The sequence below is a fragment of the Streptomyces sp. NPDC053750 genome (genome assembly GCF_044544295.1).
GTDB lineage: Bacteria > Actinomycetota > Actinomycetes > Streptomycetales > Streptomycetaceae > Streptomyces.
Map to the genome: position 1 here is coordinate 389,368 of NZ_JBITXB010000003.1, position 26,011 is coordinate 415,378.

The 26,011-nt window shown below is 73.4% G+C and carries 24 protein-coding genes; 6 read left to right on the forward strand and 18 right to left on the reverse strand.

Annotated features, from left to right (window positions below; genetic code table 11):
- Window positions 1-88: 88 nt before the first annotated feature.
- The 3 genes from ACIGO6_RS11110 to ACIGO6_RS11120 all read right to left on the reverse strand — a co-directional run bounded on the left by ACIGO6_RS11110 (window position 89) and on the right by ACIGO6_RS11120 (window position 3,092).
- The gene (locus ACIGO6_RS11110) at window positions 89-1,375 is read right to left on the reverse strand and encodes an HRDC domain-containing protein (protein WP_399874352.1); all 1,287 of its coding nucleotides are present in this window, start codon (window positions 1,373-1,375) and stop codon (window positions 89-91) included.
- A 129-nt stretch (window positions 1,376-1,504) separates the two neighbouring features.
- Window positions 1,505-2,164, reverse strand: coding sequence for a LuxR C-terminal-related transcriptional regulator (locus ACIGO6_RS11115; protein ID WP_399874354.1), 660 nt, complete (start codon window positions 2,162-2,164; stop codon window positions 1,505-1,507).
- Window positions 2,165-2,456: 292 nt separating this feature from the next.
- Window positions 2,457-3,092 (reverse strand): DUF3000 domain-containing protein, encoded by a 636-nt coding sequence (locus ACIGO6_RS11120; protein WP_399874356.1) that lies wholly within the window; start codon window positions 3,090-3,092, stop codon window positions 2,457-2,459.
- 228 nt (window positions 3,093-3,320) lie between these two features.
- On the opposite strand from ACIGO6_RS11120, the gene hemE reads away from it, so the two are divergent.
- The 4 genes from hemE to ACIGO6_RS11140 all read left to right on the forward strand — a co-directional run bounded on the left by hemE (window position 3,321) and on the right by ACIGO6_RS11140 (window position 8,100).
- Window positions 3,321-4,388 (forward strand): uroporphyrinogen decarboxylase, encoded by a 1,068-nt coding sequence (gene hemE, locus ACIGO6_RS11125; RefSeq protein ID WP_399874358.1) that lies wholly within the window; start codon window positions 3,321-3,323, stop codon window positions 4,386-4,388.
- 115 nt (window positions 4,389-4,503) lie between these two features.
- Window positions 4,504-5,970: a cellulase family glycosylhydrolase gene (locus ACIGO6_RS11130; RefSeq protein ID WP_399874360.1), complete on the forward strand. Its 1,467-nt coding sequence runs from the start codon at window positions 4,504-4,506 to the stop codon at window positions 5,968-5,970.
- A 79-nt stretch (window positions 5,971-6,049) separates the two neighbouring features.
- Window positions 6,050-7,579 (forward strand): ricin-type beta-trefoil lectin domain protein, encoded by a 1,530-nt coding sequence (locus ACIGO6_RS11135; RefSeq protein WP_399874361.1) that lies wholly within the window; start codon window positions 6,050-6,052, stop codon window positions 7,577-7,579.
- A gap of 158 nt (window positions 7,580-7,737) precedes the next feature.
- Complete coding sequence (locus tag ACIGO6_RS11140; protein WP_399874363.1) at window positions 7,738-8,100, forward strand: hypothetical protein; 363 nt, start codon at window positions 7,738-7,740, stop codon at window positions 8,098-8,100.
- 76 nt (window positions 8,101-8,176) lie between these two features.
- On the opposite strand, the gene ACIGO6_RS11145 is transcribed toward ACIGO6_RS11140, so the two are convergent.
- Window positions 8,177-9,574 (reverse strand): FAD-dependent oxidoreductase, encoded by a 1,398-nt coding sequence (locus tag ACIGO6_RS11145; protein WP_399874365.1) that lies wholly within the window; start codon window positions 9,572-9,574, stop codon window positions 8,177-8,179.
- 37 nt (window positions 9,575-9,611) lie between these two features.
- Window positions 9,612-10,634, reverse strand: coding sequence for a DUF4349 domain-containing protein (locus ACIGO6_RS11150; protein ID WP_399874367.1), 1,023 nt, complete (start codon window positions 10,632-10,634; stop codon window positions 9,612-9,614).
- 155 nt (window positions 10,635-10,789) lie between these two features.
- Here ACIGO6_RS11150 and hemG point away from each other — a divergent pair, with 155 nt between their 5' ends.
- Together hemG and hemQ are read left to right on the forward strand one after the other, a co-directional pair.
- On the forward strand, window positions 10,790-12,268 hold the full coding sequence (gene hemG, locus ACIGO6_RS11155) for a protoporphyrinogen oxidase (RefSeq protein WP_399874369.1): 1,479 nt from the start codon (window positions 10,790-10,792) through the stop codon (window positions 12,266-12,268).
- Window positions 12,269-12,272: 4 nt separating this feature from the next.
- Window positions 12,273-13,004: a hydrogen peroxide-dependent heme synthase gene (gene hemQ, locus ACIGO6_RS11160; RefSeq protein WP_399874371.1), complete on the forward strand. Its 732-nt coding sequence runs from the start codon at window positions 12,273-12,275 to the stop codon at window positions 13,002-13,004.
- 60 nt (window positions 13,005-13,064) lie between these two features.
- Here the strand turns inward: hemQ and ACIGO6_RS11165 are convergent, their stop codons facing one another.
- The 13 genes from ACIGO6_RS11165 to zapE form a co-directional block, all read right to left on the reverse strand.
- Window positions 13,065-13,859 carry a TIGR04222 domain-containing membrane protein gene (locus ACIGO6_RS11165; RefSeq protein ID WP_399874372.1) on the reverse strand — a complete coding sequence of 265 codons (795 nt, stop codon included), beginning with the start codon at window positions 13,857-13,859 and terminating at the stop codon, window positions 13,065-13,067.
- Between the two features lie 44 nt (window positions 13,860-13,903).
- Window positions 13,904-15,283, reverse strand: coding sequence for a DUF692 domain-containing protein (locus tag ACIGO6_RS11170; protein ID WP_399874374.1), 1,380 nt, complete (start codon window positions 15,281-15,283; stop codon window positions 13,904-13,906).
- 109 nt (window positions 15,284-15,392) lie between these two features.
- Window positions 15,393-15,965: a GNAT family N-acetyltransferase gene (locus tag ACIGO6_RS11175; protein WP_399874376.1), complete on the reverse strand. Its 573-nt coding sequence runs from the start codon at window positions 15,963-15,965 to the stop codon at window positions 15,393-15,395.
- Between the two features lie 77 nt (window positions 15,966-16,042).
- Window positions 16,043-16,762: a peptidyl-tRNA hydrolase gene (locus ACIGO6_RS11180; protein WP_399874378.1), complete on the reverse strand. Its 720-nt coding sequence runs from the start codon at window positions 16,760-16,762 to the stop codon at window positions 16,043-16,045.
- 49 nt (window positions 16,763-16,811) lie between these two features.
- Window positions 16,812-17,006, reverse strand: coding sequence for a hypothetical protein (locus ACIGO6_RS11185; protein ID WP_399874380.1), 195 nt, complete (start codon window positions 17,004-17,006; stop codon window positions 16,812-16,814).
- A gap of 18 nt (window positions 17,007-17,024) precedes the next feature.
- Window positions 17,025-17,888, reverse strand: a complete 864-nt coding sequence (locus tag ACIGO6_RS11190) for a polysaccharide deacetylase family protein (protein ID WP_399874381.1) — start codon at window positions 17,886-17,888, stop codon at window positions 17,025-17,027.
- Between the two features lie 92 nt (window positions 17,889-17,980).
- Window positions 17,981-19,513, reverse strand: coding sequence for an FAD-dependent oxidoreductase (locus ACIGO6_RS11195; protein ID WP_399874383.1), 1,533 nt, complete (start codon window positions 19,511-19,513; stop codon window positions 17,981-17,983).
- A 57-nt stretch (window positions 19,514-19,570) separates the two neighbouring features.
- Window positions 19,571-20,953 carry a PhoX family protein gene (locus tag ACIGO6_RS11200; protein WP_399874384.1) on the reverse strand — a complete coding sequence of 461 codons (1,383 nt, stop codon included), beginning with the start codon at window positions 20,951-20,953 and terminating at the stop codon, window positions 19,571-19,573.
- An 88-nt stretch (window positions 20,954-21,041) separates the two neighbouring features.
- Window positions 21,042-21,881, reverse strand: a complete 840-nt coding sequence (locus ACIGO6_RS11205) for a slipin family protein (RefSeq protein ID WP_399874386.1) — start codon at window positions 21,879-21,881, stop codon at window positions 21,042-21,044.
- Window positions 21,882-21,981: 100 nt separating this feature from the next.
- Entirely contained in the window at window positions 21,982-23,487 is a 1,506-nt protein-coding gene (locus tag ACIGO6_RS11210; protein WP_399874388.1) for a SulP family inorganic anion transporter, read from the reverse strand.
- Between the two features lie 8 nt (window positions 23,488-23,495).
- Entirely contained in the window at window positions 23,496-24,077 is a 582-nt protein-coding gene (locus tag ACIGO6_RS11215) for a carbonic anhydrase (RefSeq protein ID WP_399874389.1), read from the reverse strand.
- Window positions 24,078-24,154: 77 nt separating this feature from the next.
- The gene (locus tag ACIGO6_RS11220; protein ID WP_399874391.1) at window positions 24,155-24,553 is read right to left on the reverse strand and encodes a hypothetical protein; all 399 of its coding nucleotides are present in this window, start codon (window positions 24,551-24,553) and stop codon (window positions 24,155-24,157) included.
- Between the two features lie 175 nt (window positions 24,554-24,728).
- Window positions 24,729-25,859 carry a cell division protein ZapE gene (zapE, locus tag ACIGO6_RS11225; protein WP_399874392.1) on the reverse strand — a complete coding sequence of 377 codons (1,131 nt, stop codon included), beginning with the start codon at window positions 25,857-25,859 and terminating at the stop codon, window positions 24,729-24,731.
- Window positions 25,860-26,011: the final 152 nt, after the last annotated feature.

A 26,011-nucleotide genomic window follows, 5' to 3' on the forward strand; every position in this document is an offset into this window, starting at 1 on the left:
CCAGTCCCCCCGGCCCAAGCGGCGAACGTCACACCGCCGCCGTACGACGACGCGGCCGTACGCCGCGCCCGTACGCCCCGCCCTGCGCCTACGCCACGGCCTGGGACAGCGCCGTCACCAGCACCGGCGTCACCTGCTCCACCTGCCAGGGCCGGGCCCCGTGTCCGGCGAGGGCCGCGCTCACGGAGTCCGCGTCGACCGTCGCCGGCGGCTCCCAGCAGACCCTGCGCACCGTGTCCGGCGTGATCAGGTTCTCCTGCGGCATGTTCAGCCGCTCGGCCAGCGCCGTCACCCCCGCCCGCGCCGCGGACAGCCGCGCCGCCGCGGCCGGGTCCTTGTCGGCCCACGCCCGCGGCGGCGGGGGACCGGTCACCGGCTGGCCGGGCTGCGGCAGCTGCGACTCGGACAGGCCCCGGGCCCGGTCGACCGCCGTCTGCCACTGCTCCAGCTGCCGGCGGTTGATCCGCCCGAACCCGTTCAGCGCGGCCAGCGCGTGCGCGTTGGCCGGCAGCGCGAGCGCCGCCTCGACGATGGCCGCGTCCCCGAGCACCTTGCCCGGCGAGACGTCCCGGCGCTGCGCGATGCGGTCCCGCGTCTGCCACAGCTCCCGCACCACGGCGAGCTGACGGCGCCGGCGCACCTTGTGCATGCCGGACGTACGGCGCCACGGGTCCCTGCGGGGCTCGGCCGGCGGGGCCGACGCGATCGCGTCGAACTCCTGCCGGGCCCAGTCCAGCTTGCCCTGCCGGTCCAGCTCCTTCTCCAGCGCGTCGCGCAGGTCGACGAGGAGCTCGACGTCGAGCGCGGCGTAGCGCAGCCAGGGTTCGGGCAGCGGGCGTGTCGACCAGTCGACGGCCGAGTGGCCCTTCTCCAGGACGAAGCCCAGGACGTTCTCCACCATGGCGCCGAGGCCGACGCGCGGGAAGCCGGCGAGCCGGCCGGCCAGCTCGGTGTCGAAGATGCGGGTGGGCACCATCCCTATGTCGCGCAGACACGGCAGGTCCTGGGTGGCCGCGTGCAGCACCCACTCCGCGTCGGCGATCGCCGCGCCCAGCCCGGACAGGTCCGGACAGGCCACCGGGTCGATCAGCGCGGACCCGGCGCCCTCGCGGCGCAGCTGCACCAAATACGCGCGCTGCCCGTAGCGGTAGCCGGAGGCGCGCTCGGCGTCGACGGCGACCGGGCCGTGCCCGGCGGCGAAGGCGGCGGTCACCTCGGCGAGGGCGGTCGCGTCGGCGATCACCGGCGGAATGCCCTCGCGCGGCTCGAGCAAGGGGATCGGCGCCTGAGTCACAGAAGATCCGGCGTCGTCCGGAGGGGCGCCTCCGGTGGTTCGCAGTGAAGGGTCTGCTGCGGTTTCGTGGGCGTCGGTCACCTGTCAAGGGTATCGGTGGATCGACGGCGCCCGCCGACGGAACGTTCCGTCGGCGGGCGCGGGAGGGTCGTAAACCAGTCAGGTCGGTGAAAGATCGGCTCAACGGGGGAGGAGCGGGGCAGGGGCGGGTCAGTGGATGATGCCGGTGCGCAGCGCCACGGCGACCATTCCGGCGCGGTCGCCGGTGCCCAGCTTGCGGGCGATGCGGGCCAGGTGGCTCTTGACGGTCAGGGCGGACAGGCCCATCGAGACGCCGATCGCCTTGTTCGACTGGCCCTCCGCGACCAGTCGCAGGACCTCCACCTCGCGGCCGGAGAGCTCGCGGTAGCCGCCCGGGTGGCTCGGGGCACCCGGGGGGCGGCGGTGCAGGCGGGCGGCGGCGCCGATGGGGGCGGCACCCGGCCGGGTGGGGAGCCCGACGTTGGTGCGGGTGCCGGTGACGACGTAGCCCTTGACGCCGCCGGCGAGGGCGTTGCGCACGGCGCCGATGTCGTCGGCGGCGGACAGGGCGAGCCCGTTGGGCCAGCCCGCGGCACGGGTCTCCGACAACAGCGTCAGACCGGAGCCGTCTGGGAGATGGACGTCGGCGACGCAGATGTCGCGGGGTTTGCCGATGCGGGGACGAGCCTCCGCGACGGACGAGGCCTCGATGACGTCGCGCACACCGAGCGCCCACAGATGGCGGGTGACGGTGGAACGGACGCGCGGGTCGGCCACGACCACCATGGCGGTCGGCTTGTTCGGGCGGTAGGCGACCAGGCTTGCAGGCTGCTCGAGGAGAACGGACACCAGGCCTCCTGGGGGGCGGGACGGGGCCGGCTCGTGGGGGGTGAAGCCGGGACGAACCGTGCTTTCAAGGTCACAGTCGTCTTCGGCACCGAACCCGTCCGCCTTTAGAGAATGATCACGATCTGGTGAGTAACAATCCGAGCAATTCGGACACGCGGTCGATCATTCGAAGATCGAACGGTTTCACACTTTGTCGATACGTGGCCGAATGTGGCTGTGTCGACAAAGTGACGGAACGTTTCCCTGGCCGGACGGATCCGGGTGCCGGACCGGGCGACGGGGCAGGGCGGGACTAGCGCGACTGCGGGTCGCGGCGCTGCGGCAGCGTGACGATCGACGCGTCACCCGGCGCGGCCGGCGGCAGGCCCGCGACCTGGGCCAGGAGATCGCACCACGAGGCGAGGTGCGCCGCGGTGTCCGGGACGCCACCCAGACCCTCGCGCGGCGTCCAGGACGCCCGGATCTCGATCTGCGAGGCGGACGGGCGCGCCGACAGTCCCCCGAAGTAGTGCGAGCTCGCGCGCGTCACGGTGCCACTGGGCTCGCCGTACGCCAGCCCGCGCGCCTGGAGCGCGCCGGTGAGCCAGGACCAGCACACGTCCGGCAGCAGCGGGTCCGCGGCCATCTCCGGCTCCAGCTCCGCCCGCACCAGCGTCACCAGCCGGAAGGTACCCCGCCAGGCGTCGTGCCCGGCCGGGTCGTGCAGCAGCACCAGCCGCCCGTCCGCCAGGTCGTCGTCACCGTCGACGACCGCGGCCTCCAGCGCGTAAGCGAACGGGGCGAGCCGCTGCGGTGCGCGCGTCGCCTCCACCTCGATCTGCGGCCGCAGTCGCGCCCCCCGGAGCGCCTCGACGGCGGCCGCGAAGGCCGGCGGTGCCGTACTCCCCGCGTGCCGGGCCTCCTCCTCGGCACCCTTCTGTTCGTCCATTCCGCCAGCGCCGTCCGACAGTCGTCCCTGAGCCGCAGCCATGCGGGGAAGATTAAGCGGAACGGCGCCCCGGCGCAGGGAGGGACACCCGCGTGCGGGTGCGATGTCCGGATCACGCGGTCCTGCACGGGCGCCCCCACGCAGCTCGCGCGCGGCCGCACCCGGGGGTGGGCCCGGGGCCGGGCCCGTGGTCGGACCTCCGAGGAGGGGCATGCGAGACTTGCCGACGTGAGTGCCAACCAGAGCCCCGCGGGCAAGCAGCCGACCGCCACGTACGACTCCGCGTTCCTCAGGGCGTGCAGGCGTGAGCCGGTGCCGCACACCCCCGTGTGGTTCATGCGGCAGGCCGGGCGCTCACTGCCGGAGTACCTCAAGGTGCGCGAGGGCATCCCGATGCTCGAGTCCTGCATGCGGCCGGAACTGGTCACCGAGATCACCCTCCAGCCGGTGCGCCGGCACGGCGTGGACGCGGCGATCTACTTCAGCGACATCGTGGTCCCGCTCAAGGCCATCGGCATCGACCTGGACATCAAGCCCGGCGTCGGCCCGGTCATCGCCAACCCGATCCGCACCCGCGCGGACCTGGCCCGGCTGCGCGACCTCACCCCCGAGGACGTCTCCTACGTCACCGAGGCCTTCGGCCTGCTCACCCGCGAGCTCGGCGCCACCCCGCTGATCGGCTTCGCGGGCGCCCCGTTCACCCTCGCGAGCTACCTCGTGGAGGGCGGCCCGTCCCGCAACCACGAGCACACCAAGGCGCTCATGTACGGCGACCCGCAGCTGTGGGCCGACCTCCTCGACCGGCTCGCCGACATCACGGCCGCCTTCCTCAAGGTGCAGATCGAGGCGGGCGCGAGCGCGGTCCAGCTCTTCGACTCCTGGGTCGGCGCCCTGTCCCCCGCGGACTACCGCCGCTCGGTGATGCCCGCCTCCGCCAAGGTCTTCGAGGCCGTCGCCGGATACGGCGTGCCGCGCATCCACTTCGGCGTCGGCACCGGTGAACTCCTCGGCCTCATGGGCGAGGCCGGCGCGGACGTCGTCGGCGTCGACTGGCGCGTCCCGCTGGACGAGGCCGCCCGCCGCGTCGGCCCCGGCAAGGCGCTCCAGGGCAACCTGGACCCGGCCGTCCTCTTCTCCTCCCGGGAGGCGGTCGAGGCCAAGACCCGCGAGATCCTGGACGCGGCGGCGGGCCTGGAGGGCCACGTCTTCAACCTCGGCCACGGCGTCCTGCCGTCCACCGACCCGGACGCCCTGACCCGGCTCGTGGAGTACGTGCACACCGAGACCGCTCGCTGATCCCGGGCCCGGGGCGGCCGGGCTCCGCGCACAGTCTTGAACGCACAGTCTTGAACAAAGCTCATCTTTCCTGATGTGATCTGCGGCACTGTCGACCGACCGTGCCGGAGGTCCCATGTACCGCCGTCTGTTCGCCGCGCTCGTGTGCACCGTCCTGCTGTCCACCGGAACCGCTCACGCGAGGATCGCCGCCGGGGACCGGGACCCGTCTCCCGGCCTCGGCATACCCCGGCTCACGGACGACCGGGGCCGCGTCCTCACCCTGCGCGGCTGGAACGTCGAGGACAAGGCCCACCGCGGCGAGGCCGCCCTGTCCGCGATCACCGAACGTCACTTCCGTGACCTGCGTGCCCAGGGCTTCAACTTCGCGCGGCTGCTGGTCTTCTGGGACGACCTCGAACCCGAGCGGGGCCGGTACAGCAAGGCGTACCTCCGCAAGATCGAACGGGTCCTCGACTGGGCGCACAAGCACCGCGTCCAGGTCCTGATCGACGCCCACCAGGACGTCTTCGGGCCCGCGTTCGGGCACCGCGGCATCCCCGAGTGGGCGACGAGAACCGACGGGCTGCCCTTCACCCCGCACCCCGACGACTGGTTCTCCGAGTACTTCGAACCGGCCGTCCAGCGGGCGTTCACCCACCTCTACGAGGACCCGGACCTCAGGCGTGCCCAGGCGGACATGTGGCGGGTGCTCGCCGAACGCGTCGGGGACCATCCGGCCGTCCTCGGCTACGACCTGATCAACGAGCCCATGGGGGAGATCGCCGAGGGCGAGGACCTGCCGACGGCCGCCCGCCGCATCGAGCGCGACCAGCTCACCCCGATGTACAACCGCCTCGCCGACGCCGTCCGTTCCGTCGACGACGACTCCTGGATCTTCTTCGAACCGACCCCGATCGTGGGGGAGGGCGTCCCCACCGGGCTGGGCCGGATCCACGACCGCAAGGCCGTCTACGCTCCGCACTTCTACAACACGGCGATGGAGGCGGGCGCCGACTACGACCCGTCGGCCGGCTGGATCGAGGCGTACGAGTCCGCCGTGACCGCCTACCCGCGGCGGTACCGCGTCCCCGTCGTGGTGGGGGAGTGGGGACCGCTCAACAACTCCCTCCCGAACATGGGGCGTTTCTACCGTGACGCGCTGACGTCCCTGAACCGCTACAGCTCCGGCTGGGCGGGCTACGTCTGGTGCTACGGCGGCGGGTACTGCGCCGTGGACGCCGAGGGACGCTTCCGCACCAACAAGGAGCAGACCGCGGCCCCGTACGCGCCGGCGGTCGCCGGGCGGGTCACCGCCGAGGCGTACGAGCCGGGCACCGGCGCCTTCCGGCTGACGTACCGGGCCGGAAGGGGTGTCACCGAGATCTCCGTGCCGCCCGGGGCGGGCGGCTGGCGCATCGCGCTGAGCGGAGCCGCCCGGACGGCCACGCCCGTGCTGCCCGGGGACCGGGCGGCGACCGCGCGGGTGTGGGCGCGGCCGGGCGCGCACGTCACCGTGGTCGTCACACCCGTCACACCCACACCTGGCGCATCGGTCACAGCCGTCACACCCCGCTCGGAACGATGGATCCGCAAAAGGTGAGCAGTTGTCTTGTTTCATGTGTTCCCACGATGCCTACCGGCCAGTACAACCTCTGGTAACCCCACCACCAGGAGGTGCAGTGAAGGGCACACGGCACAGACACCACTGGCTGACGGCGGCCGCCGCCGCGGTGGCGGTGGCGTGCGGAACCATGACCGCCGCCGCCCCCGCGCAGGCCGCCGGGCCCGGCGCCGCCGCGTCCGTCTCCTCCGTACCGCTCTCCCCGGAACTGGAGGCCGTCCGCGCGGCCGAGGCCACCGAGCTCTACGGAAGCCCTGCGGAACGACCCCTCGACGACCGCAAGTCCAGCCTGATCTCCCTCGGCGACAGCGAGATCTCCGGCGAGGGCGTCGGCACCTACGAACCCGGCACCAACGGCCCCGACAACTGGTGCCACCGCTCGCCGGACGCCGCCATCCACCGCACCGGCATCCCCGCCGACCTCACCTTCAACGTCTCCTGCTCCGGCGCGTACACCGGCAACATCCGCATCGGCGGCTCCCAGCAGTACGCCGACGAACTCGTGCAGAGCGAAAGTCTCGCCATCAAGGCGCGCAACACCCGCATCAAGATGGTGGTGCTGGTCGCCGGCGCCAACGACGACCTCCAGTTCGGCCCCGTCATGACCGACTGCGTCACGCGCTACCTGCTCAGCCAGGGCCCCTGCGAACCCAAGTACGCCCCCGGCTGGCAGGGCCGCGTCGACGCACTCGTACCCAAGGTCGAGCAGACCGTGCGCGACCTCAAGAGCGTGATGCGGGACGCGGGTTACGCCGACGGCGACTACGAACTCGTCGTCATGGGCTACCCCAGCCCCATCGGCCCCGACTTCCGCGACAACCCTGACTTCTCCGGCAAGCTCGCCTGCGGCGGCCTCGGCTACGACTCCGACACCGTCTGGGGCCGCAACACCGCCGTCCCCGCCTTCGAGCGCGGCATGCGCAGGGCGGCGGCCGCCACCGGCGCCGTCTACCTCGACAACTCCCGGCTCTTCCACGGCCACGAGGTCTGCATGGAGGACACCTGGGCCCGGGGCGCCTACATCGACCTCTCCAAGCCCGGCCTGCCCGACGAGAACTCGCTGCGTCAGTCCTTCCACCCCAACGCGCGCGGCCATGCCGCCTTCGCCTCCTGCCTCACCCAGCTGTACGACTCGGGCGCCCGCGAGGCGAGTTGCGCGGACGTCGACTCCTCCGGGAAGCCGGTCCTCTTCCCGTACGCCTGGGACACGGCCTACCGGCCGCTGAAGAACCGGGCGACCGGCACCTGTCTGGACGCCGACGCGGCCGGCAGCGCCAACGGCACCCGCGTGCGCGGCTGGGAGTGCCACGGCGGCCGCAACCAGGGCTGGTGGTACGACCCGGCACGGGGAAGCATCCACACGGAGCTGACCCAGGACCGGTGTCTGGACGTCCCCGACGCCCGGTACCCGGCCGGCACGGGCCTGGTCCTGTGGAACTGCCACGGCGGAACGCACCAGAAGTTCGTCCGGGACGGGGCCACGATCAGGCCGACGGCCGCGCGAGGGCTCTGCCTCACCCTGGCCGGAGCGAGCGAGCCGCTGCGGATCCAGAACTGCGACGGCTCGGCCGGCCAGCAGTTCACGTGACCGGTGGGCGACAGGGGGTGGGTCCCCTGTCGCCGCTCCGGCGCGTGCCGGCCGCTCATGGACGGGGATTGAACGCTCCGGTCCGTGGGCGCGTATGTCCTCTCAACCGCCCGCGACCCGGGGAAGGCGGGGCGCGGGGACGACGTGAGGATCAGGCGATGAACGAACGGGTCACACCGGCGCCGGCGATGCACGCCCTGCCCGACGGCGAGGCCGAGGTCGCGCTCGTGCTGCGCCTGCCCTGGGAGGACGTCGCCCGGCTCGGGCAGGAGGCCGGGCGGCTGGCCGCGCGGATGCAGCGGCCCGTGACACTGGACGAGGCGGTGAGCCACCGGCTGCGCTCCACCCGGGGCGCCGCGCACGCCAAGCCGGCCGGTGAGCAGCCGCCCGCGGTGACCGCGCAGCCGGCGGGGACCGCCCCGGCGCCCATGGCCGCCGCGGCCTCGGTGTCGTCCCTGCCCTCGCGGCCCCCGGCCGAACAGGCGCGGCAGGCCATCGACCGGATCAACGGGACCGCGTAGTCCCCGAGGCCGTGCAGCTCCGAGGCCGAGCGGCTCCGGGGCCGTGCGGCTCCGGGGCCGTGCAGTTCCGGGGCCGTCAGGTCCGCCCCTGCTCCACGGCCCGCGCCGCCTTGCGGGCGGCCACCAGCACGGGGTCCCACACCGGGGAGAAGGGCGGTGCGTAGCCCAGGTCCAGGGCGGTCATCTGCTCCACCGTCATCCCGGCCGTGAGGGCCACCGCGGCGATGTCGACGCGCTTGCCCGCGCCCTCACGGCCGACGATCTGGACGCCGAGCAGCCGTCCGGTGCGCCGCTCCGCGAGCATCTTCACCGTCATGGGGGAGGCGTTCGGGTAGTACCCGGCGCGGCTGGTGGACTCGATGGTGGCCGTCACGAATTGCAGTCCCGCCCGCAGCGCGTCCTTCTCCCGCAGCCCGGTCCGTGCGATCTCCAGGTCGCAGACCTTGCTGACCGCCGTGCCGACCACGCCCGGGAAGGTGGCGTAACCGCCGCCCGCGTTGGTGCCGATGACCTGCCCCTGCTTGTTGGCGTGGGTGCCGAGCGGGATGTGCCGCTCCTGCCCGGAGACCAGGTCGAGCACCTCCACGCAGTCGCCGCCCGCCCAGACGTTCTCGTGCCCGCGCACCCGCATGGCCAGGTCGGTCAGCAGCCCGCCGTGCACGCCGAGCGGCAGACCGGCGGCCTCGGCCAGCGCGGTCCCGGGGCGTACGCCGATGCCGAGCACCACCACGTCCGCCGGGTACTCGGCGTCCTCGGTGGCCACCGCGCGGACCCGCCCGTCGTCCCCGGTGAGCACCTTGGTGACCTCGGCGCCGTTCACCATGGTGATGCCGAGGCCCTCCATGGCCTCGTGCACCATGCGGCCCATGTCGGGGTCGAGCGTGGACATCGGCTCCCGGCCGCGGTTGACCACGGTCACCTCGTAGCCCCGTTTGATGAGCGCCTCGGCCATCTCCACGCCGATGTACCCGGCGCCGACGACCACCGCGCGCCGGCCACGCGTGCGTGCCAGCGTGTCGAGCAGCGCCTGCCCGTCGTCCAGCGTCTGCACCCCGTGCACGCCGGGCGCGTCGACGCCCGGCAGCTCCGGACGGATCGGGCGGGCGCCGGTGGCGATCACGAGTTTGTCGTACGACGTCCAGGACTCGGCCCCGGAATCGACGTCACGCGCGCGTACCCGCCCGCCGGCGACGTCGATCTCCGTGACCTCCGTGCGCATCCGCAGGTCGATGTCGCGCGCGCGGTGCTCCTGCGGCGTACGGGCGATCAACCGGTCCCGTTCGGACACGTCGCCGCCGACCCAGTACGGGATGCCGCAGGCCGAGAACGAGCTGAAGTGGCCGCGTTCGAACGCCACGATCTCCAGCTCGTCCGGGCCCCTCAGCCGGCGTGCCTGGGACGCCGCGGACATCCCCGCGGCGTCACCGCCGATCACGACCAGCCGCTCACGCGTACCCACAGTGCTCATGCTCATGCGAACACGCTACGGGGACGCGGCATTTCAGTCCTGCTCAGTCCCGCTCGCCGGGCTCCTCGGGGCGTGCCGCCTCGGGTGCGGGCCGGGCCGTCGGCAGCGGCGACGACGCGGCGGACGCGGCGGACGGGGGCATCGTGGGCACCGGCACCGGGCGGCGCGGCAGCCGCGGCCGCACGACCCGCAGCCACAGCAGCAGGAGCACCGCCGCCACCACGGCGAACGGCAGCACCGCGCCGAGCACCACCGCCACCCAGCGCAGCATCGTCACGAAGGCGTCCCAGCCGCCGGCCAGCGCGTCCGTGAACCCCGGGTCGTCGTCCTTCTTCTCCGCCCGCTTCGCCGGCTCCGGCGTCTCGGACAGCGAGAGCGTGATGGTGGCCAGGCTCGTGCGGTCCTTCAGGGCCGCCTGCTGGGCGAGCAGCGCCTCCAGCTCGGCCTGACGGGTGCTCAGCTCGCCCTCCAGCGCCACCACGTCGCTCAGCTTCGTCGCCCGGTCCATCAGCTCCCGGACGCGGGCCACGCTGGCGCGCTGCGACTTGACGCGGCTCTCCACGTCCACGACCTGGTCGGTGACGTCCTCGGCCTTCGCGTTGCGTCGCAGCAGCGTCCCGGCGCCCTCCAACTCCCCGAGCACGTCGTCGTAGCGCTCGACGGGCACGCGCAGGACGACCTCGGTGCGCTCGTGACCCCTCGAGTCGCGGGTGGTGTTCTCGTCGCCGACGTAGCCGCCGGCGTTCTCGGTCGCGGTGCGGGCCGCGTCGAGGGCCTTCGAGGTGTCCTTGACCTGCACGGACAGGGAGACGGTGCGGATGATGTGGGCCGGGGCGAGCTTCGGCGGAGCGGACGCCCCGGCGCCGCCCGCCTCGCCGCCCGCGGCACCGGACCCTTCGTCGGCCCGGCCCTTCGCCCCCGAGTCCGCCTGGGACGCGGCCCCCTTGGCACTGCCCGCCGAGTCGGACCCGCCGCCCGCCCCGCTGCAGCCGGTGAGGGCGAGGGCCGCGGCCAGCAGCACGGCGGCCAGGGCCGGAACGGGTCGTACGGAACGTGGTGTGCGCATATGGACCCCCGAGGTGGGTGACGACTGTCGTTCCTACGACGCGTGGAGCGGCGCGGAAGTCGACGCGAAACGGTTCCGAAGAGGTCACGGTCCGAACTCGTGCGGCTACCGGGCCTGGGAGCCCCGCTGTCGGTGGCGTCTGAGACGCTGGGGGCATGTGCGCAAGCGAGACCCCCGCGGGCGAGTGTCCCGCGGACACGGGACATGTCGTCGTCATCGGAGCCGGCATCGCCGGCCTGGCCGCGGCCCACCGCCTGCTGGCGCGCGGCGCCCGGGTGACCGTGCTGGAGGCGTCCGACCGCGTCGGCGGCAAGCTGCTGCCCGGCGAGATCGCCGGCGTACGCGTCGACCTCGGCGCCGAGTCGATGCTGGCCCGCCGCCCCGAGGCCGTCGGCCTGGCCCGCGAGGTGGGCCTCGCCGACCGCCTCCAGCCACCGTCCACCGCGACGGCCTCCCTGTGGACCCGCGGCGCCCTGCGCCCCATGCCCAAGGGCCACGTCATGGGCGTCCCCGGCACCGCCGCCGCCCTGGTCGGCGTCCTGTCCGACGAGGGGCTCGCCCGCATCGAGCGCGACGCCGAGCTGCCCCGCACCGAGGTCGGCGACGACGTGGCGGTGGGGGAGTACGTCGCCGCGCGCCTCGGCCGCGAGGTCGTCGACCGCCTTGTCGAACCCCTGCTGGGCGGCGTCTACGCGGGCGACGCGTACCGCATCTCCCTGCGCTCGGCCGTGCCCCAGCTCTTCGAGGCCGCCCGCACCCACACCTCCCTCACCGAGGCGGTCCGCGCCCTCCAGGGCCGGACGGCCACCTCCCCGCCGAGCGGCCCCGTCTTCATGGGCATCGAGGGCGGCATCGGCACCCTCCCGCTCGCGGTCGCGGAGTCGGTGCGCGCCCGCGGCGGCGAGATCGTCACCCGCGCGCCCGTCACGGAGCTGCGCCGCACCGCACCGGACGGCTGGCGGATCGTCACCGGCGACCGGGTGCTGCACGCGGACGCGGTCGTCGTCGCCGTCCCCGCCCGCCCCGCCGCCGAGCTGCTGCGCGCCGAGGCTCCCGCCGCCGCGGCCGAGCTGTCCGCGGTGGAGTACGCCTCGATGGCCCTGATCACCCTCGCCTACCGCCGCTCGGACGCGGCCGTGCTCCCCGAGGGCAGCGGCTTCCTGGTGCCGCCGGTCGACGGGCGCACCATCAAGGCGTCCACCTTCGCCTCCCGCAAGTGGGGCTGGATCGACGGCGACGACCCGGACCTCGTCGTCCTGCGCACCTCGGTGGGGCGGTACGGCGAGACGGAGATCCTCGGCCGCGACGACGCAGGCCTCGTCGCCGTCTCCCGGCACGACCTGGAGGCGGCCACCGGCCTGGCCGCCGAGCCCGTCGCCACCCGCGTCACCCGCTGGCAGGACGGCCTGCCCCAGTACCCCGTCGGCCACCACGCGCGCGTGGCCCGCGTCCGCGAACACGTCGCGAAGCTCCCGGGCCTCGCGGTGTGCGGCGCGGCCTACGACGGCGTCGGCATCCCGGCGAGCATCGCGAGCGCGTACGCGGCCGTGGACCAGCTCCACGGCGACCCGGGCGGTGTGGAGGAGCTCACCGCACACCCGGTGCAGAGCCTGCACGGCGGAGCGGGAGAATAGGGGCATGAGTGACGACGCCTCCACCCCCGCTGCCGACCGGATCCCCAACAAGGGCAAGCTGGCCAAGGACCTCAACGAGGTCATCCGCTACACCCTCTGGTCCGTCTTCAAGCTCAAGGACGTGCTCCCCGACGACCGCGCGGGCTACGCCGACGAGGTCCAGGAGCTGTTCGACCAGCTCGCCGCCAAGGACGTGACCGTCCGCGGCACCTACGACGTCTCCGGTCTGCGCGCCGACGCCGACCTCATGATCTGGTGGCACGCCGAGACCGCCGACCAGCTCCAGGAGGCGTACAACCTCTTCCGCCGCACCAGGCTGGGCCGCGCCCTGGAGCCGGTCTGGTCGAACATGGCGCTGCACCGCCCCGCCGAGTTCAACCGCTCGCACATCCCGGCCTTCCTCGCCGACGAGACGCCGCGGAACTACATCAGCGTCTACCCGTTCGTGCGCTCCTACGACTGGTACCTGCTGCCCGACGAGGACCGCCGCCGCATGCTCGCCGACCACGGCAAGATGGCCCGCGGCTACCCGGACGTGCGCGCCAACACGGTCGCCTCCTTCTCGCTCGGCGACTACGAGTGGGTCCTCGCCTTCGAGGCCGACGAGCTGTACCGCATCGTCGACCTCATGCGCCACCTGCGCGGCTCCGAGGCCCGTATGCACGTGCGCGAGGAGATCCCCTTCTACACCGGGCGCCGGAAGGACATCGGCGAGCTGGTGGCCGGGCTCGCCTGATCGTCGGGCGGGTTGTCGGGTCGGCCGGGGGCCCGGGGGCGTCCCCCGGAGGACGCAGCATCAGGGCCGGCGCTCGCCGTGCTCCTCGGCGTACTCCTCCCGGTGCGCGAAGGCCGCCCGCAGGTCCGGTTCGCCGACCGCGTGGATGCCCCGCAGGGCGACCGAGGTGAGGTAGGTGCGGTCGTCCGCCGTGCCGTCGGCGTGCCGGACGAGGGAACCGATCAGCCGCTGCCCGGCCGGGGAGGCCCACCGTGAGTACGGGTGGGCCTCCATCCGCGCGATGGCCAGGCACCCCAGCGTCAGGGTGAGCGGCAGCGCGAACCACAGGGCGATCAGCAGGCGCGGCTGGTCCATGGGAAGGGGCAGCGCCAGGGCGGCGGCGCCCAGCGCGCACACGGTCACCGCCGCGACCCGCACCCGCCGGACCCCGGCCGCGACGCTGCGCGCGTCGTCCGGCACGGCGAGGCCCGCGCCGACCAGCCGGTCGGCCAGGGCCCGCACCGCGTCGGCGGTGGCCGCGGCGGCCCGTACCGGCGCTATCCGGGACTGCCCGCCGGGTCCTATCGCCCCTATGACCGACCGCTCCATCTCGTCCCGCCCACGCGGATCGACGACGGTCGCCCAGCCGGTGTGCGCGAGCAGCAGCCGGCGCTGGCGTGCCATGGAGACCAGCGTCAGGTCGGCGACCCGCCGCGGACCGCCGGACAGGAACGCCGCTTCGTACAACGTCAGCGCGTGCTCACGGCCGACGGCGCCGGTGTCGACGGCCGCCGCGCGCACGGCGGCCAGACACAGCCGCAGACACGCCAGGCCGGCGACGGCCCAGGCCGGCAGGAGGAGAAGGACCCAGAACATGCCGTACTTCTATGCCAAAGGGTTTCTCCGGCGCCATGCCCTTTTCACATGTCGGGACGCAGTGTTGTAGGTGTGTGACGTTCCGTTCGGTGCCGGTCGCGATCGGTTCGGCGGCGCGGCAGTACCCGCCGGGCCGCCCGGGCCAGCCGGACCCCGGGCCGCCGTGACCGCGGCACCGGACCCGACCGTTCCAGCCACCACTCCCGCAACTCCCGCCGCGCGCCGGGGTCCTGCGGCACCCCGTCCCGCAGCAACTGCCCGGCGAAGTCCAGCGCGTCGCGCCGGTAGCCGCCGGTCATCGGATGTCCCTGGGTGTAGGCGAGGAAGGCGGGCCGGTATCCCGCGCCGAGGATCACCGGCAACTCGGGCGCGACCTTCGCGACCACGTCCGCCCGCTTCCCGGCCAGCGCCCGCGCCTGCACCCCCAGCCGCACCCGGTCGAACCCCTCGGGCACGGGCGTCCCGGCGACCAGCGCGGACAGCAGCGCCGCCTGGGCGACGGCGAGCCGCTGACGTACGGCGTCACCGGCGCCGGACCCCTCGCGGGCGGCCCGCCGCGAGGGCGTCGTCTGCCGCCCGGCGGGCACCCCACCCGCCGCCCGCCCCTTCTCCACGGCGACGCGGATCGCTGCCACCTCGCCCTCCAACTCCTCGGCGGCGGGGAAGTTCTCGTCGCGCTCCAGCAGCACGCCCGGCGGTGCGACGCGTGAGGCGAGGTCGGTCAGGATGTCGAGCACCGGCTGGGGAACGGGGTGGGCGTGGCTGTCGTGCCAGACCCCGTCGCGGGCGAAGCCGCCCGCGACATGGACGTACGCGATGGCCTCCAGGGGCAGTTCGCCGAGCGCCTCGGCCGGGTCCTCACCGCGGTTGACATGGTTGGTGTGCAGATTCGCCACGTCGATCAGCAGCCGCACGCCCGTCCGGTCGGCCAGCTCGTAGAGGAACTGTCCCTCCGTCATCTCCTCGCCGGGCCAGGAGATCAGCGCGGCGATGTTCTCCACGGCCAGCGGCACGGGCAGCGCGTCCTGTGCGATGCGCACGTTCTCGCACAGCACGTCGAGGGCGTCGCGGGTGCGCGGCACCGGCAGGAGGTGTCCGGCCTCCAGGAGCGGCGAGGCGGTCAGCGCGCCGCCCGCCCGGACGAACGCGATGTGCTCGGTCACCAACGGCGACCCCAGCACCTCCGCCCGCTCGGCCAGCGCCGCCAGCCGCCCCGGGTCGGGCCGCTCGGCACCGCCGAGGCCGAGCGAGACGCCGTGCGGCACGACGGTCACGCCGCGCTCGCTCAGCCGCAGCAGCGAGTCGGGCAGGTGGCCGGGGCAGAGGTTCTCGGAGACGGCCTCGACCCAGTCGATGCCGGGCATCCGCTCCACGACGTCCGCGATCTCCGGACGCCATCCGATACCGGTTCCCAGTCGCTCCATGACCGTCCCTCCCCGTCGGTTCGACGGGGTTATGGCCCGGGCGGTCCGGCCCGAACCCCGCAGGGGGCATGTTCAGAGCAGGATCTGAGGTTCGCGAGGACGCCTGACGTCAGCGCAGGTCCAGCCGCATCAGCACGCGGGGGTGACCGGCCAGCACCGAGGTCGTGTCGGCGGCGTGGACGAACCCGGCGCGCTCGAAGTTCCTCCGGATCCCGGCGTACGCCATGGTCGGGTCGACCCGGGCGTCCCCGTTGTCCAGCGGATACGCCTCGACCGCCGGAGCACCGTGCGAGCGGGCGAAGTCGACCGCACCGGCGATGAGCGCGTGCGAGATGCCCTGCTTGCGGTGACCCGGCCGTACCCGCACGCACCACAGCGACCAGACCGGCAGGTCGTCCACGTGCGGGATCTTGCGGTTGCGGGCGAACGAGGTGTCCGAGCGCGGAGCCACCGCGGCCCAGCCGACCGGTTCTGCACCGTCATAGGCGAGCACACACGGAGGCGGCTCCGTACGGCACAGCTCGGCGACGTAGGCGCCACGGGCCGGTCCGCGCAGCTCGTTGTTGAGCCTGGACGGGATGCGGTAGCTCAGGCACCAGCAGACGTTGGCGTTCGGTGACTTGGGACCGAGCACGGCCCGGACGTCCTCGAAGACCGAGGCCGGGCGAACGTCGATGATCATGACACCACGATGTCACGGGACACGGCGGGACGCGTGGCGGAACTGTTCGGCAGCCGGGGCCTTCGAGGCCCCCGGCCTCACCGCAGTGCCGGATGGTCCGCCACCACCGTGCACGAGCCCGGTGCGATCTCCGTGAACCCGGCGTCGCGGACCACCGGCAGGCCGCTCGTCGTGAGGCCGGCCCAGTCGGCGGCGGTCGGGGTGCGCACCGCCAGCGGGTAGCCCGCGTCACGCCAGGCGGCCCGCTCCGCGTCGTCCAGCTCCCACCAGGCGAGCTGGGCGCCGTGCCCCGCCTGGGCCATCGCCTTGCCCGCCGACATGCCGAGGCCGGGGTTCATCCAGAGGACGGGCGCCGAGGGGTCGGCGTCGACCGGGGGTTCCGGGTCGTCGAGGTCGGTGCCGGAGACCTGGAGGCGGGCCAGGTCCTTGGGCCAGCCGTCCAGCGGGACCGGCGGGAAGACCCGCACCTCGGCCGTCTTGCCGGTGACCGTGATGCCGGGCAGTGCCTCGGCCCGCCGCCACTCGGCACCGCGGGCCCGCCGCACGACCTTGCGGATGCGCGCGTCCTGCCAGTCCCGCACGGCCTGCGCCCACGCGCCGTCACCGGTGGACCGTTCGTCGCCGAGCATCACCAGCACCGCCCGGGCCGCCGTCTCCAGCGCGTCCGTACGGGGCGGCGGCGCCGCGCGCTCGATGCGGACGACCAGGGGCAGCACGAACTGCGGGGCGAGGTCGCGGTCGGCGGGCTCGGCGCGGAAGGGACTGTCGGGGACGGGCGTCGTCGGATCGTTGCTCACGCCCACCAGTCTGCCAAGCCGCGCGGGGCTCCCGGCGCGCGGCGTGCGCTCAGCCCGAGCAGGCGGTGCGCTGGGCCTCCTGCCACTCGCAGACGGGGCAGAAGGTGATCCCCTTGTACGACTCGGGGTACTCCGTGGGTTCCCGGCACAGCACGCACTCGGCGTACGGCGGGCCGTCGGCCTTGGGCGGCCGGGTCGCGTCGATCAGACAGTAGTCGTCCGGACCGGGGTCGTCGGTGCTCATCTCTCCAGCGTAGGCCCGTCAGCGGCGGCTGTTCGCGGCGGCGATCAGCTCCGACACCTTCACCGGGCGGTAGCCCCGCCGCCGCAGCTCGGGCACGATCGTCCGCACCGCCTCCTCGGTCACCGGAGCCGCGCTGCGGGTGCAGTGCAGGACGACCACCGACCCCGGCCGCACCCCGTCCAGCACCTGCCGGGCCACCGCGTCGGCGTCCGTCGCGAACGCGTCGCCGCCGACCACGTCCCACTGCACGGCGGTGACGCCGGCGGGGGTCAGCTCCTTGAGGGCAGCCTTGTCGTAACAGCCGCCGGGGAAACGGAAGTACGGCATCGGGTCGGGCACGCCCGCCTTCTCGAACGCCGCGTACGCCCCCTCCACGTCCGCGCGCATCCGCTCCCGGGACACGGTCGGCAGGCCGTAGCAGTCGTCGGTGTAGGCGTAGTGGCTGTAGGAGTGGTTGGCGATCTCGAACTGCGGGTCCTTGCCGAGGGACCGGGCGGCGTCCGGGTACTCCTCGGCCCACCGCCCCGTCATGAACACCGTGGCCGGCACCTTCAGCTTCCGCAGGGTCGCGATCAGCCGGGGGTTGTCGAACCGTTCGCCGGCCGCCGCCCGTGGCCCCTGGTCGGCGGTCATGTCGGCGTCGAAGGTGAGGGCGACCGTCTTGCCGTCGGTTCGCGGACCGTGCTCGAAGACGGGGGTGAGGCCTGCGGGGCCGGGGGCGAGCACGGGAGGCCGGGCCGGCCGGGTCGGGGACGGGGAGGGTTCGGCGGAGGCGGCCGAGGGCGCCGGACGGGGGGCCTGCGGGGCCCCGGTGGTTCCACAGGCCGCGAGGGCGGCGCCCAGGACGCTGAGGGCGGTTGCGCGTCGTACGAGAGTGGTCACCGTACGAACGTATGAGTGTGATGTTCTGTTTGTATGACTATGGGGCGTGACGTGCCTGAGCGGTCACCCGCCCGGCGCAGACCCCCGTCCCGTCAGATGTCCCGCTGCTCCAGCGGCTTGGTCGCCGGGCCCTCGAGCACCTTGCCGTCCGTGTCGAAGCGCGAGCCGTGGCAGGGGCACTCCCAGGCGCGCTCCGCCGCGTTGAAGCCCACCAGGCAGCCGAGGTGGGTGCAGCGCGGCGAGACGGCGTGCAGCGCGCCGGCCTCGTCCCGGTAGACCGCGAGCCGGTCGCCGCCCACCCGCACGACCGCGCCCTCGCCCGGCGGGAGGGCGTCCACCGGGGGCGAAGGCCTGAGCCGGTCGCCGACGAAGTGACGGGCGACCTCGGCCTGCGTCTTGAGGAACGTGGGCGCCTCGCGCACCGCGGTGCGCAGCCGGCGCGGGTCGTACAGCTCGCTCCACGCGCACTCCTCGCCGGTGATCTGCGCGGTGAGCAGCCGCCCCGCCATCATGCCGCCGCTCAGCCCCCAGCCGCCGAAGCCGGTCGCGACGTACGTGTGGTGCGCGCCCGGGTGCAGCGGGCCCACCATAGGCACGGTGTCGGTGGGGTCGATGTCCTGCGTGGCCCAGGCGTGGGTGAGGCCGACGCCGGGGAAGTGCTCGCCGGCCCAGGCGGACAGACGGTCGAACCGCTCCCGGGTGTCGCCCGTGCCGGGCGTGAAGTGCTCCCCGGTGACGATGAGCAGCCGGCGCCCCGCGTCGCCCCCGTCGTCCAGGGGTGCCGTACGGACCGAGCGGGTGTTCTCCTCCGGGGTGATGTACATGCCGTCGACATCGCGCCCGGCGTCGACGGGGCCCGCCACCACCAGCTCCCGGCGCGGGGAGAGCCGGGCGAAGAGCAGGGCCCGGTCGAAGATCGGGTAGTGCGTGGCGACCACGACGTCCCGGGCGGTCACCGTCGCTCCCGTGCCGGCCGACACGCGGCACGGCTCGCCCTCCTCCAGGCCGTGGACGGTGGTGTCCTCGAAGATCCGCCCACCGTGCGCCTCCAGGTCCTCGGCGAGGGCCAGCAGGTACTTGCGCGGGTGGAACTGGGCCTGACCCGTCACCCGGACCGCGCCCGCGACCGGGAACGGCAGCCCCGTCTCGGTCACGAACGACGCCGGGAGTCCCGCCTCCTTCGCGGCGGCCGCCTCGGCCCGCAGCTCGTCCACGCGGCCCGCGTCACAGACGTACGTGTACGCGCTGCGCGTCTCCCAGTCGCAGTCGATGCCCAGCTCCGCCACGATGCCGGCGGCGTGCTCGATCGCCTCGGACTGCGAACGGGCGTACAGACGGGCGCCCTCGGGCCCGCGGGTGCGGCGCAGCTTGTCGTAGACCAGGGTGTGCAGGGCGGTCAGCTTGGCGCTGGTGTACCCGGTGACACCGGCCGCCACCCGCCCGGCCTCCAGCACCGCCACACTGCGCCCGGCCCGCGCCAGTTCCCAGGCCGCGCTCAGCCCGGCGATGCCGGCGCCGATCACGGCGACGTCGACGTCGAGGTCCTCCGCGAGGGCGGGGCGTGGCGCACCGCCCGGTGCTGTCTGAAGCCAGTACGAGCCGTTGACCTGCGCTTTCTCCGTCATGCGGCCCCGAGTACCCCATCGCCACGGCTTCAGTGACCGGGCGGCGCGCCCCGGACGCTACCTGCGCCAGGGGCCGGTGACCGCGAAGGTCGTGCCGGGCGTGTAGCAGTTGACGTACATCGTGTCGCCGTCGGGGGAGAAGGTGACCCCGGCGAACTCACCCCACTCGGGCTCCTCCTCCGTGCCGATGTTCTGGGCGCCGCGGGCCACGGCGTAGACCTCGCCGCGCCGGGTCACGCCGTAGACGTGCTGGGCGCCGTTGCCGTCCTCGCAGACCATGAGGCCGCCGCTGGGGGCCAGGCAGATGTTGTCGGGGGACTCGCCGGGGAGCTGTACGTCGGTGTCCGGGCCGAAGACGATCACCAGGGTGAGCCGGCGCCGCTCGGGGTCGTAGCGCCAGATCTGCCCGTAGTGGTCGCCGGCCGAGCCCTCGGCGCTGCGGGCGAAGGACGACACGAAGTACACGCTCCGCCCGCCCCAGTAGCAGCCCTCCAGCTTCTGTGCGTGGGTGATGCCGCCCCGGCCGAAGTCCTGGTGCCGGATGGGTGTGTCGACGGCCAGCGGGTCGGGCACGTCCACCCACTCGACGCCGTCGAAGGTGGCGCCCGTCTCCTGGATCGAGGACAGGTCGGGCACGCCGGGCACGCGCATCGCCTGGAGCCGGCCGCCGGCCCGCAGCGAGCCCCTGCCGCCCAGCGGCTTCTCGGGCAGGAACCGGTAGAAGAGGCCGAACGGCCGCTCGAAGGCGTCCTCGGTCTCGTACACGACGCCCCGCCGCGGGTCCACGGCGATCGCCTCGTGCTGGAAGCGGCCCATCGCGGTCAGCGGCACCGCGCCGGTGCGGTGCGGGTCGACCGGGTCGACCTCGAAGATGAAGCCGTGGTCCTTGGTGTAGCCGTTGGTCCCGGCCCTGTCCTCGGTCTCCTCGCAGGTCAGCCAGGTGTGCCAGGGGGTGGGCCCGCCCGCGCAGTTCACCGCCGTGCCGGCGATCGCGACCCGTTCGTCGCGGACGTGGTTGCGGGAGTCCAGCGTCAGGGCCGTACAGCCGCCCTTGCCCTCCGGGTCGTACGTCAGGCCCTCGACGGTGGGGACGGGGACCCTGCCGGTGGCGCGGTTCTCGTGGTTGCGCACCAGGTGGACCCGGCCGTGTCTGCCCGGGAAGGCCGACATGCCGTCGTGGTTGGAGGGGACCGGACCCTCGCCGGAGCGCAGTTGGTCGCCCTCACGGGACAGGACCCGGTAGCGGAAGCCCTTGGGCAGGTCGAGCAGACCGTCGGGGTCGGGGACCAGGGGGCCGTAGCCGGAGTGGCCCAGGGGCTGCGCGGCGGCGGTGCCGGCGAAGAGTTCGGAGAGGGCGCCGGTGAAGGCGATGCCGGCGCCGAGGGCGCCGGTGCGGGCGAGTACCTGACGTCGGGTCGTGTCGCGACTGGACAGGGACATGCGGTGACCTTCCTGCTGGCGGACAGGATTGTGACCCGCTGTGTCTATCACCTGGCACGAGTCCCGGGAACCACGCGCGTAGCACGTGTCACTGATCGACCGCCCGCTCCTGATGATCGACGGGCCGCTCCAGGCGCTCGACGGGCCGCCCCTGGTAGTCGCCGGATCGCTCCTGGGCCTTCTCCAGGAACCGCAGCAGCTCGACCGGGAACGGCAGCACCAGGGTCGAGTTCTTCTCGGCGGCCACCGCGACGACCGTCTGCAGCAGGCGCAGTTGCAGGGCCGCGGGTGTCTCGGACATCTCTCGCGCCGCCTCCGCGAGCACCTTCGAGGCCTGCAGCTCGGCGTCGGCGTTGATGACCCGGGCCCGGCGTTCCCGGTCGGCCTCGGCCTGCCGGGCCATCGAGCGCTTCATCGTGTCCGGCAGGGAGACGTCCTTGATCTCCACCCGGTCGATCTGCACGCCCCAGCCGACCGCCGGGCTGTCGATCATCAGCTCCAGGCCCTGGTTGAGCTTCTCCCGGTCGGACAGCAGGTCGTCCAGGTCGCTCTTGCCGATGATCGAACGCAGCGAGGTCTGGGCCATCTGCGAGACGGCGAACCGGTAGTCCTCGACCCGCACGAGCGCGTTGGCCGCGTCGACCACCTTGAAGTACACGACCGCGTCCACGCGCACGGTGACGTTGTCGCGGGTGATGCCCTCCTGGGCGGGCACCGGCATGGTGACGATCTGCATGTTCACCTTGTGCAGCCGGTCCACGAACGGGACGATCATGGTGAACCCGGGCTCGCGCACCTGCCCCGCGAGCCGCCCGAGCCGGAAGACGACCCCCCGCTCGTACTGCTTGACGATCCGCGCCGCCGAGACGACGTACAGCGCCCCGGCGCTTCCGACGGCGGCCGCCGCGGTCAGCAGCTCCTCGAGCATGACGACCTCCTCGACCAGAGGCCCGTTACATCCCTTTCTGTCACGATAGGCCAGACGCCCGGTCCGGGCCATGCCCCGGACCGGGCGCCTCACTGTCGCGCTACGCCGCCGCGGTCGCCGGTTCCGTGACCTTCACCGGGTCCGTGCCGCTCGCACTGTGCCGTTCGGCCCAGTTCTCCAGCGCCGTACGGCAGGCGTGGTCCAGGTGGTGGAGCCCGGACAGGTCCAGCTCGACCGGGCGGTCCTGCGGCAGCGCCTCCAGGCTCTCCAGGATCTTCGGCAGCCGCAGGAAGGTCGCGTTGCCCGACAGGTGCGCCTGAATGGGACCGGCGCCCTTGTCGACGACCTCCAGCTTGAGGTGCGAGGCCTCCCAGGCGGTCTTGGCCACCGACAGGGCCAGACCGATCAGCACGCCCTCGAACATGTTCACCGCGACGATCGACACGGCCGTGACGACCAGGATCAGCGCCTCGCCCCGGTGTCCCCGCCACAGCGACACGATGCCGCGGAACGGGATCAGCTTCCAGCCGGCGTGGACCAGGATGCCGGCCAGCGCGGGCAGCGGGATGAGGGCCAGCGCGGACGGCAGCAGTGCGGCGAACAGCAGCAGCCACACGCCGTGCATGACCCGGGACGCCTTGGTCCGCGCGCCGGCACCGACGTTGGCGGAGCTGCGCACGATGACCGCGGTCATCGGCAGCGCGCCGAGCAGCCCGCACACGGTGTTGCCCGCGCCCTGCGCCATCAGCTCCTTGTTGTACTCGGTGCGCGGGCCGTTGTGCAGCCGGTCCACCGCGGCCGCGCTGAACAGGCTCTCCGCCGACGCGATCAGGGTGAAGGCGACGATCGTGCCGAGGACGCCCACGGTCGCCAGCTCGCCGAAGGCGTCGGCGCCGGGCGGCTGGACGGAGTCCAGCAGCCCGTTCACCTCGACGGTCGCCACCGACAGGCCGAACGCCGCCGTGACCGCCGTGGCCAGGACGACGGCGGCCAGCGCGCCCGGTACGGTCTGCGCCTGCTTCGGCAGCCGCTTCCACAGCACCATCACCGCGATGGTGCCCGCGCCGAGGGCGAGCGAGGTCAGCGCCTGGGTGCTGCCCACCGCGTCGGCGACGGCCCCGGGCAGCCCGATGAGCTTGTCGAGGCCGGAGGCGGGCGCCTCCAACCCTGCCGCCGAGTACAGCTGGCCGGCGATGAGCACGAGGCCGATGCCGGCCAGCATGCCCTCGACCACCGACAGGGAGATCGCCCGGAACCAGCGCCCCAGCCGCAGGGCGCCCATCGCGAGCTGGAGCAGACCGGCGGCCAGCACGATCACGCCGAGCACGGGCAGCCCGTACGCGTCGACCGCGCCGAAGACCAGCACCGTCAGACCGGCGGCCGGCCCGGACACCTGAAGGCTGCTGCCCGGCAGGAGACCGGTGACGATGCCGCCCACGATGCCGGTGACCAGCCCGAGTTCGGCCGGGACACCGGAGGCGACGGCGACGCCCACGCACAGGGGGAGGGCGACCAGGAACACGACGAGCGACGCGGTGAAGTCCTGCCGCAGATGGGGGAACTTCCGTGGGGCGTCGGACCGGTTCTTCTCGGATATCGCGTTCACGCCGGCGCTCACAGCGTCTCGAACGTGTCGGTGTCCACGCGGTGTTCGCGCACGGCCCCCGTGTGGACCTCGTAGTACCAGCCGTGCATCCGCAGCCGGCCCTCCGTCAGCCGCCTTTCGACACAGGGGTACGAGCGCAGCCGCAGCAACTGCGAGAGAACGTGGTGCTGTACGGCCTCGGCGACCGTGGGGTCGGCGGGATCGCACGGCTTCGGCTCGTCGGCGGCGTGCGCCAGCCACTCGCGCACGGCAGGTACGGCGGTCAGGTCGTCGCCGCGCACCAGCGCGCCGACGGCGCCGCAGTGCGAGTGGCCGCAGACCACGATGTCGGTGACGCCGAGCACTTCCACGGCGTACTCGATGGTGGCCGCCTCGCCGGTGGGGCGCTCGGCTCCGTAGGGCGGGACGATGTTGCCCGCGGTGCGCAGCTCGAAGAGCTGGCCGGGCCGGGCTCCCGTGATCAGGGCAGGTACGACCCTCGAGTCGGAGCACGTGATGAACAGGACTTCGGGCGACTGGCCTTCGGCGAGCCCGGCGAACTCCTCAGGGCGCTGTCCGAACGTGCGGGCGTTGTCGATGAGGGGTTGCATGATGTTGTTATTCCTCCTGGCGCACCGTGGGGGGCGCGTCGGATGTGCAGGACAGGGTGGGGGGCTGTGCTGCGAACTCAGCAGCGGAAGACCTGGAGTGCCGCCGGGGAGTGGGCCGTCGACGATCTCGACGGGTCCCGGTGCGGGCTGCCGGGCGTGGCCCGTTCGGGCGGGGCCTCGGCGTGCCGCCGCGCGAGTGCGCGCTCCGGGGTCTCGGGCGCGCAGGAGGCGGTGCGGTGCCGGTCGCGGACGCGCAGGGAGCCGTTCGGGTTCCCGGGCTCGCCGGCGTCGTGACAGGTGACGGTTTCGCCGCGTGGGGCCGTGGCGGAGGGGTCGACTCCGGTGTAGGCCTTGGCCATGGCATCACGGCTCGTATGCGCGGATGCGAAGGATGTGGAGGGCGTGAAGAACTGAAGGGCGAGCAGCACGGTGACGAGGGACGACACCACGGTCCGGGCCGCCGCGGCTCCCAACATGCGCCCCCTCCAGGTGATTCACGCCTCTGGCGTACTTCAGGTCCGCACCAAAGCTTGGTCAATGCTTGGTCAAGAAGCACGTTAACCCCGCAAGGTCGTTTGCAGGGTTAACTGGGAGTTACGAGTCGTAGAGAGCCTGAAAATCGAGGGTGGCTTGGCCTGATCGGGTCGCTGGTCAGTCCCCGTCGACCAGGCGTGCCGCGTCCCGGGCCAGCGCGGTGAGCCGGGAGATCGCCCGGAAGTACTTCTTGCGGTACCCGCCCTTCAGCATCTCCTCGCTGAAGAGCCGGTCGAAGGGCAGCCCCGAGGCCAGGACGGGCACCTCGCGGTCGTAGAGCCGGTCCGCGAGGACCACGAGCCGCAGTGCCGTCGACTGGTCCGGCACCGGGCGCACCCCGGTGAGGCACACGGCCGTGACGCCGTCGGTCAGGGCGCCGTAGCGGCTCGGGTGGACGCGGGCGAGGTGGTCGAGGAGCGCGGGGAAGTCGTCCAGGGAGGCGCCCTCGGTGGCCTGAGCGGCCCGCGTCACCGCCGCGTCGGAGTACGGCGCCGGTGCCTCGGGCAGACCCCGGTGGCGGTAGTCCTCGCCGTCGATGCGCAGGGCGCGGAAGTGTGCCGACAGGCCCTGGATCTCGCGCAGGAAGTCGGCCGCCGCGAAGCGGCCCTCGCCGAGCTTGCCGGGCAGTGTGTTGGAGGTGGCGGCGAGCGCCACGCCCGCCTCGACGAGCCGGGCGAGCAGGCTGGAGACGAGGACGGTGTCGCCGGGGTCGTCGAGCTCGAACTCGTCGATGCACAGGAGGCGGTGCCCGGACAGGGTCTGCACGGTCTGCTGGAAGCCGAGGGCGCCGACGAGGTTGGTCAGCTCCACGAAGGTGCCGAACGCCTTGCGGGAGGGCTCGGCGGGGGTGGCGTGCCACAGGGAGGCCAGCAGGTGGGTCTTGCCGACGCCGTAGCCGCCGTCGAGGTAGACGCCGCGGGGGCCGGCCGGGGGCTTCGGGGTCTTGCTCCGGCCCAGGCCGAAGAAGCCGCGCTTGGCGGTGCCGGTGCCCGGGGCCTCGCCGCCGAGTCCGGTCGCGAAGTTCTCCAGGACCCGTACGGCCTCGATCTGGGAGGGCTGGTCCGGGTCCGGGATGTACGTGCTGAAGCGGACCGAGTCGAAGCGGGGCGGCGGCACCATCTCGGCGACCAGGCGGTCCGCGGGGACGTGCGGCTCGCGGGCGCACAGGGACAGCAGGGCGGGGGCCGTCCCGGCTATCGGGGTGGGACCGGAGGCGGCGGAACCGGAGGCGGGGGAGGAGGGCGACACGGTGGTCCATGGTAGGGCCTGTTCGGGTGGGGGCGGTCGGCGTACGGACGTGCGCCGGGCCGGTGCGGGGCGGTCGCCCGGTGCCGGGGTGGGCCGGGGGTGGGGTGCGCGGCCCGGCGCTGCGGGGTGCCTCCCCCACTCTCGGCTTCGCT

Coding starts and splice junctions, on each gene's coding strand:
- ACIGO6_RS11120 (WP_399874356.1), bottom strand. CDS start 3,092: ATGGACGAACAGAAGGGTGCCGAGGAGGAGGCCCGGCACGCGGGGAGT.
- ACIGO6_RS11130 (WP_399874360.1), top strand. CDS start 4,504: ATGTACCGCCGTCTGTTCGCCGCGCTCGTGTGCACCGTCCTGCTGTCC.
- ACIGO6_RS11140 (WP_399874363.1), top strand. CDS start 7,738: ATGAACGAACGGGTCACACCGGCGCCGGCGATGCACGCCCTGCCCGAC.
- ACIGO6_RS11145 (WP_399874365.1), bottom strand. CDS start 9,574: ATGAGCATGAGCACTGTGGGTACGCGTGAGCGGCTGGTCGTGATCGGC.
- ACIGO6_RS11150 (WP_399874367.1), bottom strand. CDS start 10,634: ATGCGCACACCACGTTCCGTACGACCCGTTCCGGCCCTGGCCGCCGTG.
- hemG (WP_399874369.1), top strand. CDS start 10,790: ATGTGCGCAAGCGAGACCCCCGCGGGCGAGTGTCCCGCGGACACGGGA.
- hemQ (WP_399874371.1), top strand. CDS start 12,273: ATGAGTGACGACGCCTCCACCCCCGCTGCCGACCGGATCCCCAACAAG.
- ACIGO6_RS11165 (WP_399874372.1), bottom strand. CDS start 13,859: ATGTTCTGGGTCCTTCTCCTCCTGCCGGCCTGGGCCGTCGCCGGCCTG.
- ACIGO6_RS11170 (WP_399874374.1), bottom strand. CDS start 15,283: ATGGAGCGACTGGGAACCGGTATCGGATGGCGTCCGGAGATCGCGGAC.
- ACIGO6_RS11175 (WP_399874376.1), bottom strand. CDS start 15,965: ATGATCATCGACGTTCGCCCGGCCTCGGTCTTCGAGGACGTCCGGGCC.
- ACIGO6_RS11185 (WP_399874380.1), bottom strand. CDS start 17,006: ATGAGCACCGACGACCCCGGTCCGGACGACTACTGTCTGATCGACGCG.
- ACIGO6_RS11195 (WP_399874383.1), bottom strand. CDS start 19,513: ATGACGGAGAAAGCGCAGGTCAACGGCTCGTACTGGCTTCAGACAGCA.
- ACIGO6_RS11200 (WP_399874384.1), bottom strand. CDS start 20,953: ATGTCCCTGTCCAGTCGCGACACGACCCGACGTCAGGTACTCGCCCGC.
- ACIGO6_RS11205 (WP_399874386.1), bottom strand. CDS start 21,881: ATGCTCGAGGAGCTGCTGACCGCGGCGGCCGCCGTCGGAAGCGCCGGG.
- ACIGO6_RS11215 (WP_399874389.1), bottom strand. CDS start 24,077: ATGCAACCCCTCATCGACAACGCCCGCACGTTCGGACAGCGCCCTGAG.
- ACIGO6_RS11220 (WP_399874391.1), bottom strand. CDS start 24,553: ATGTTGGGAGCCGCGGCGGCCCGGACCGTGGTGTCGTCCCTCGTCACC.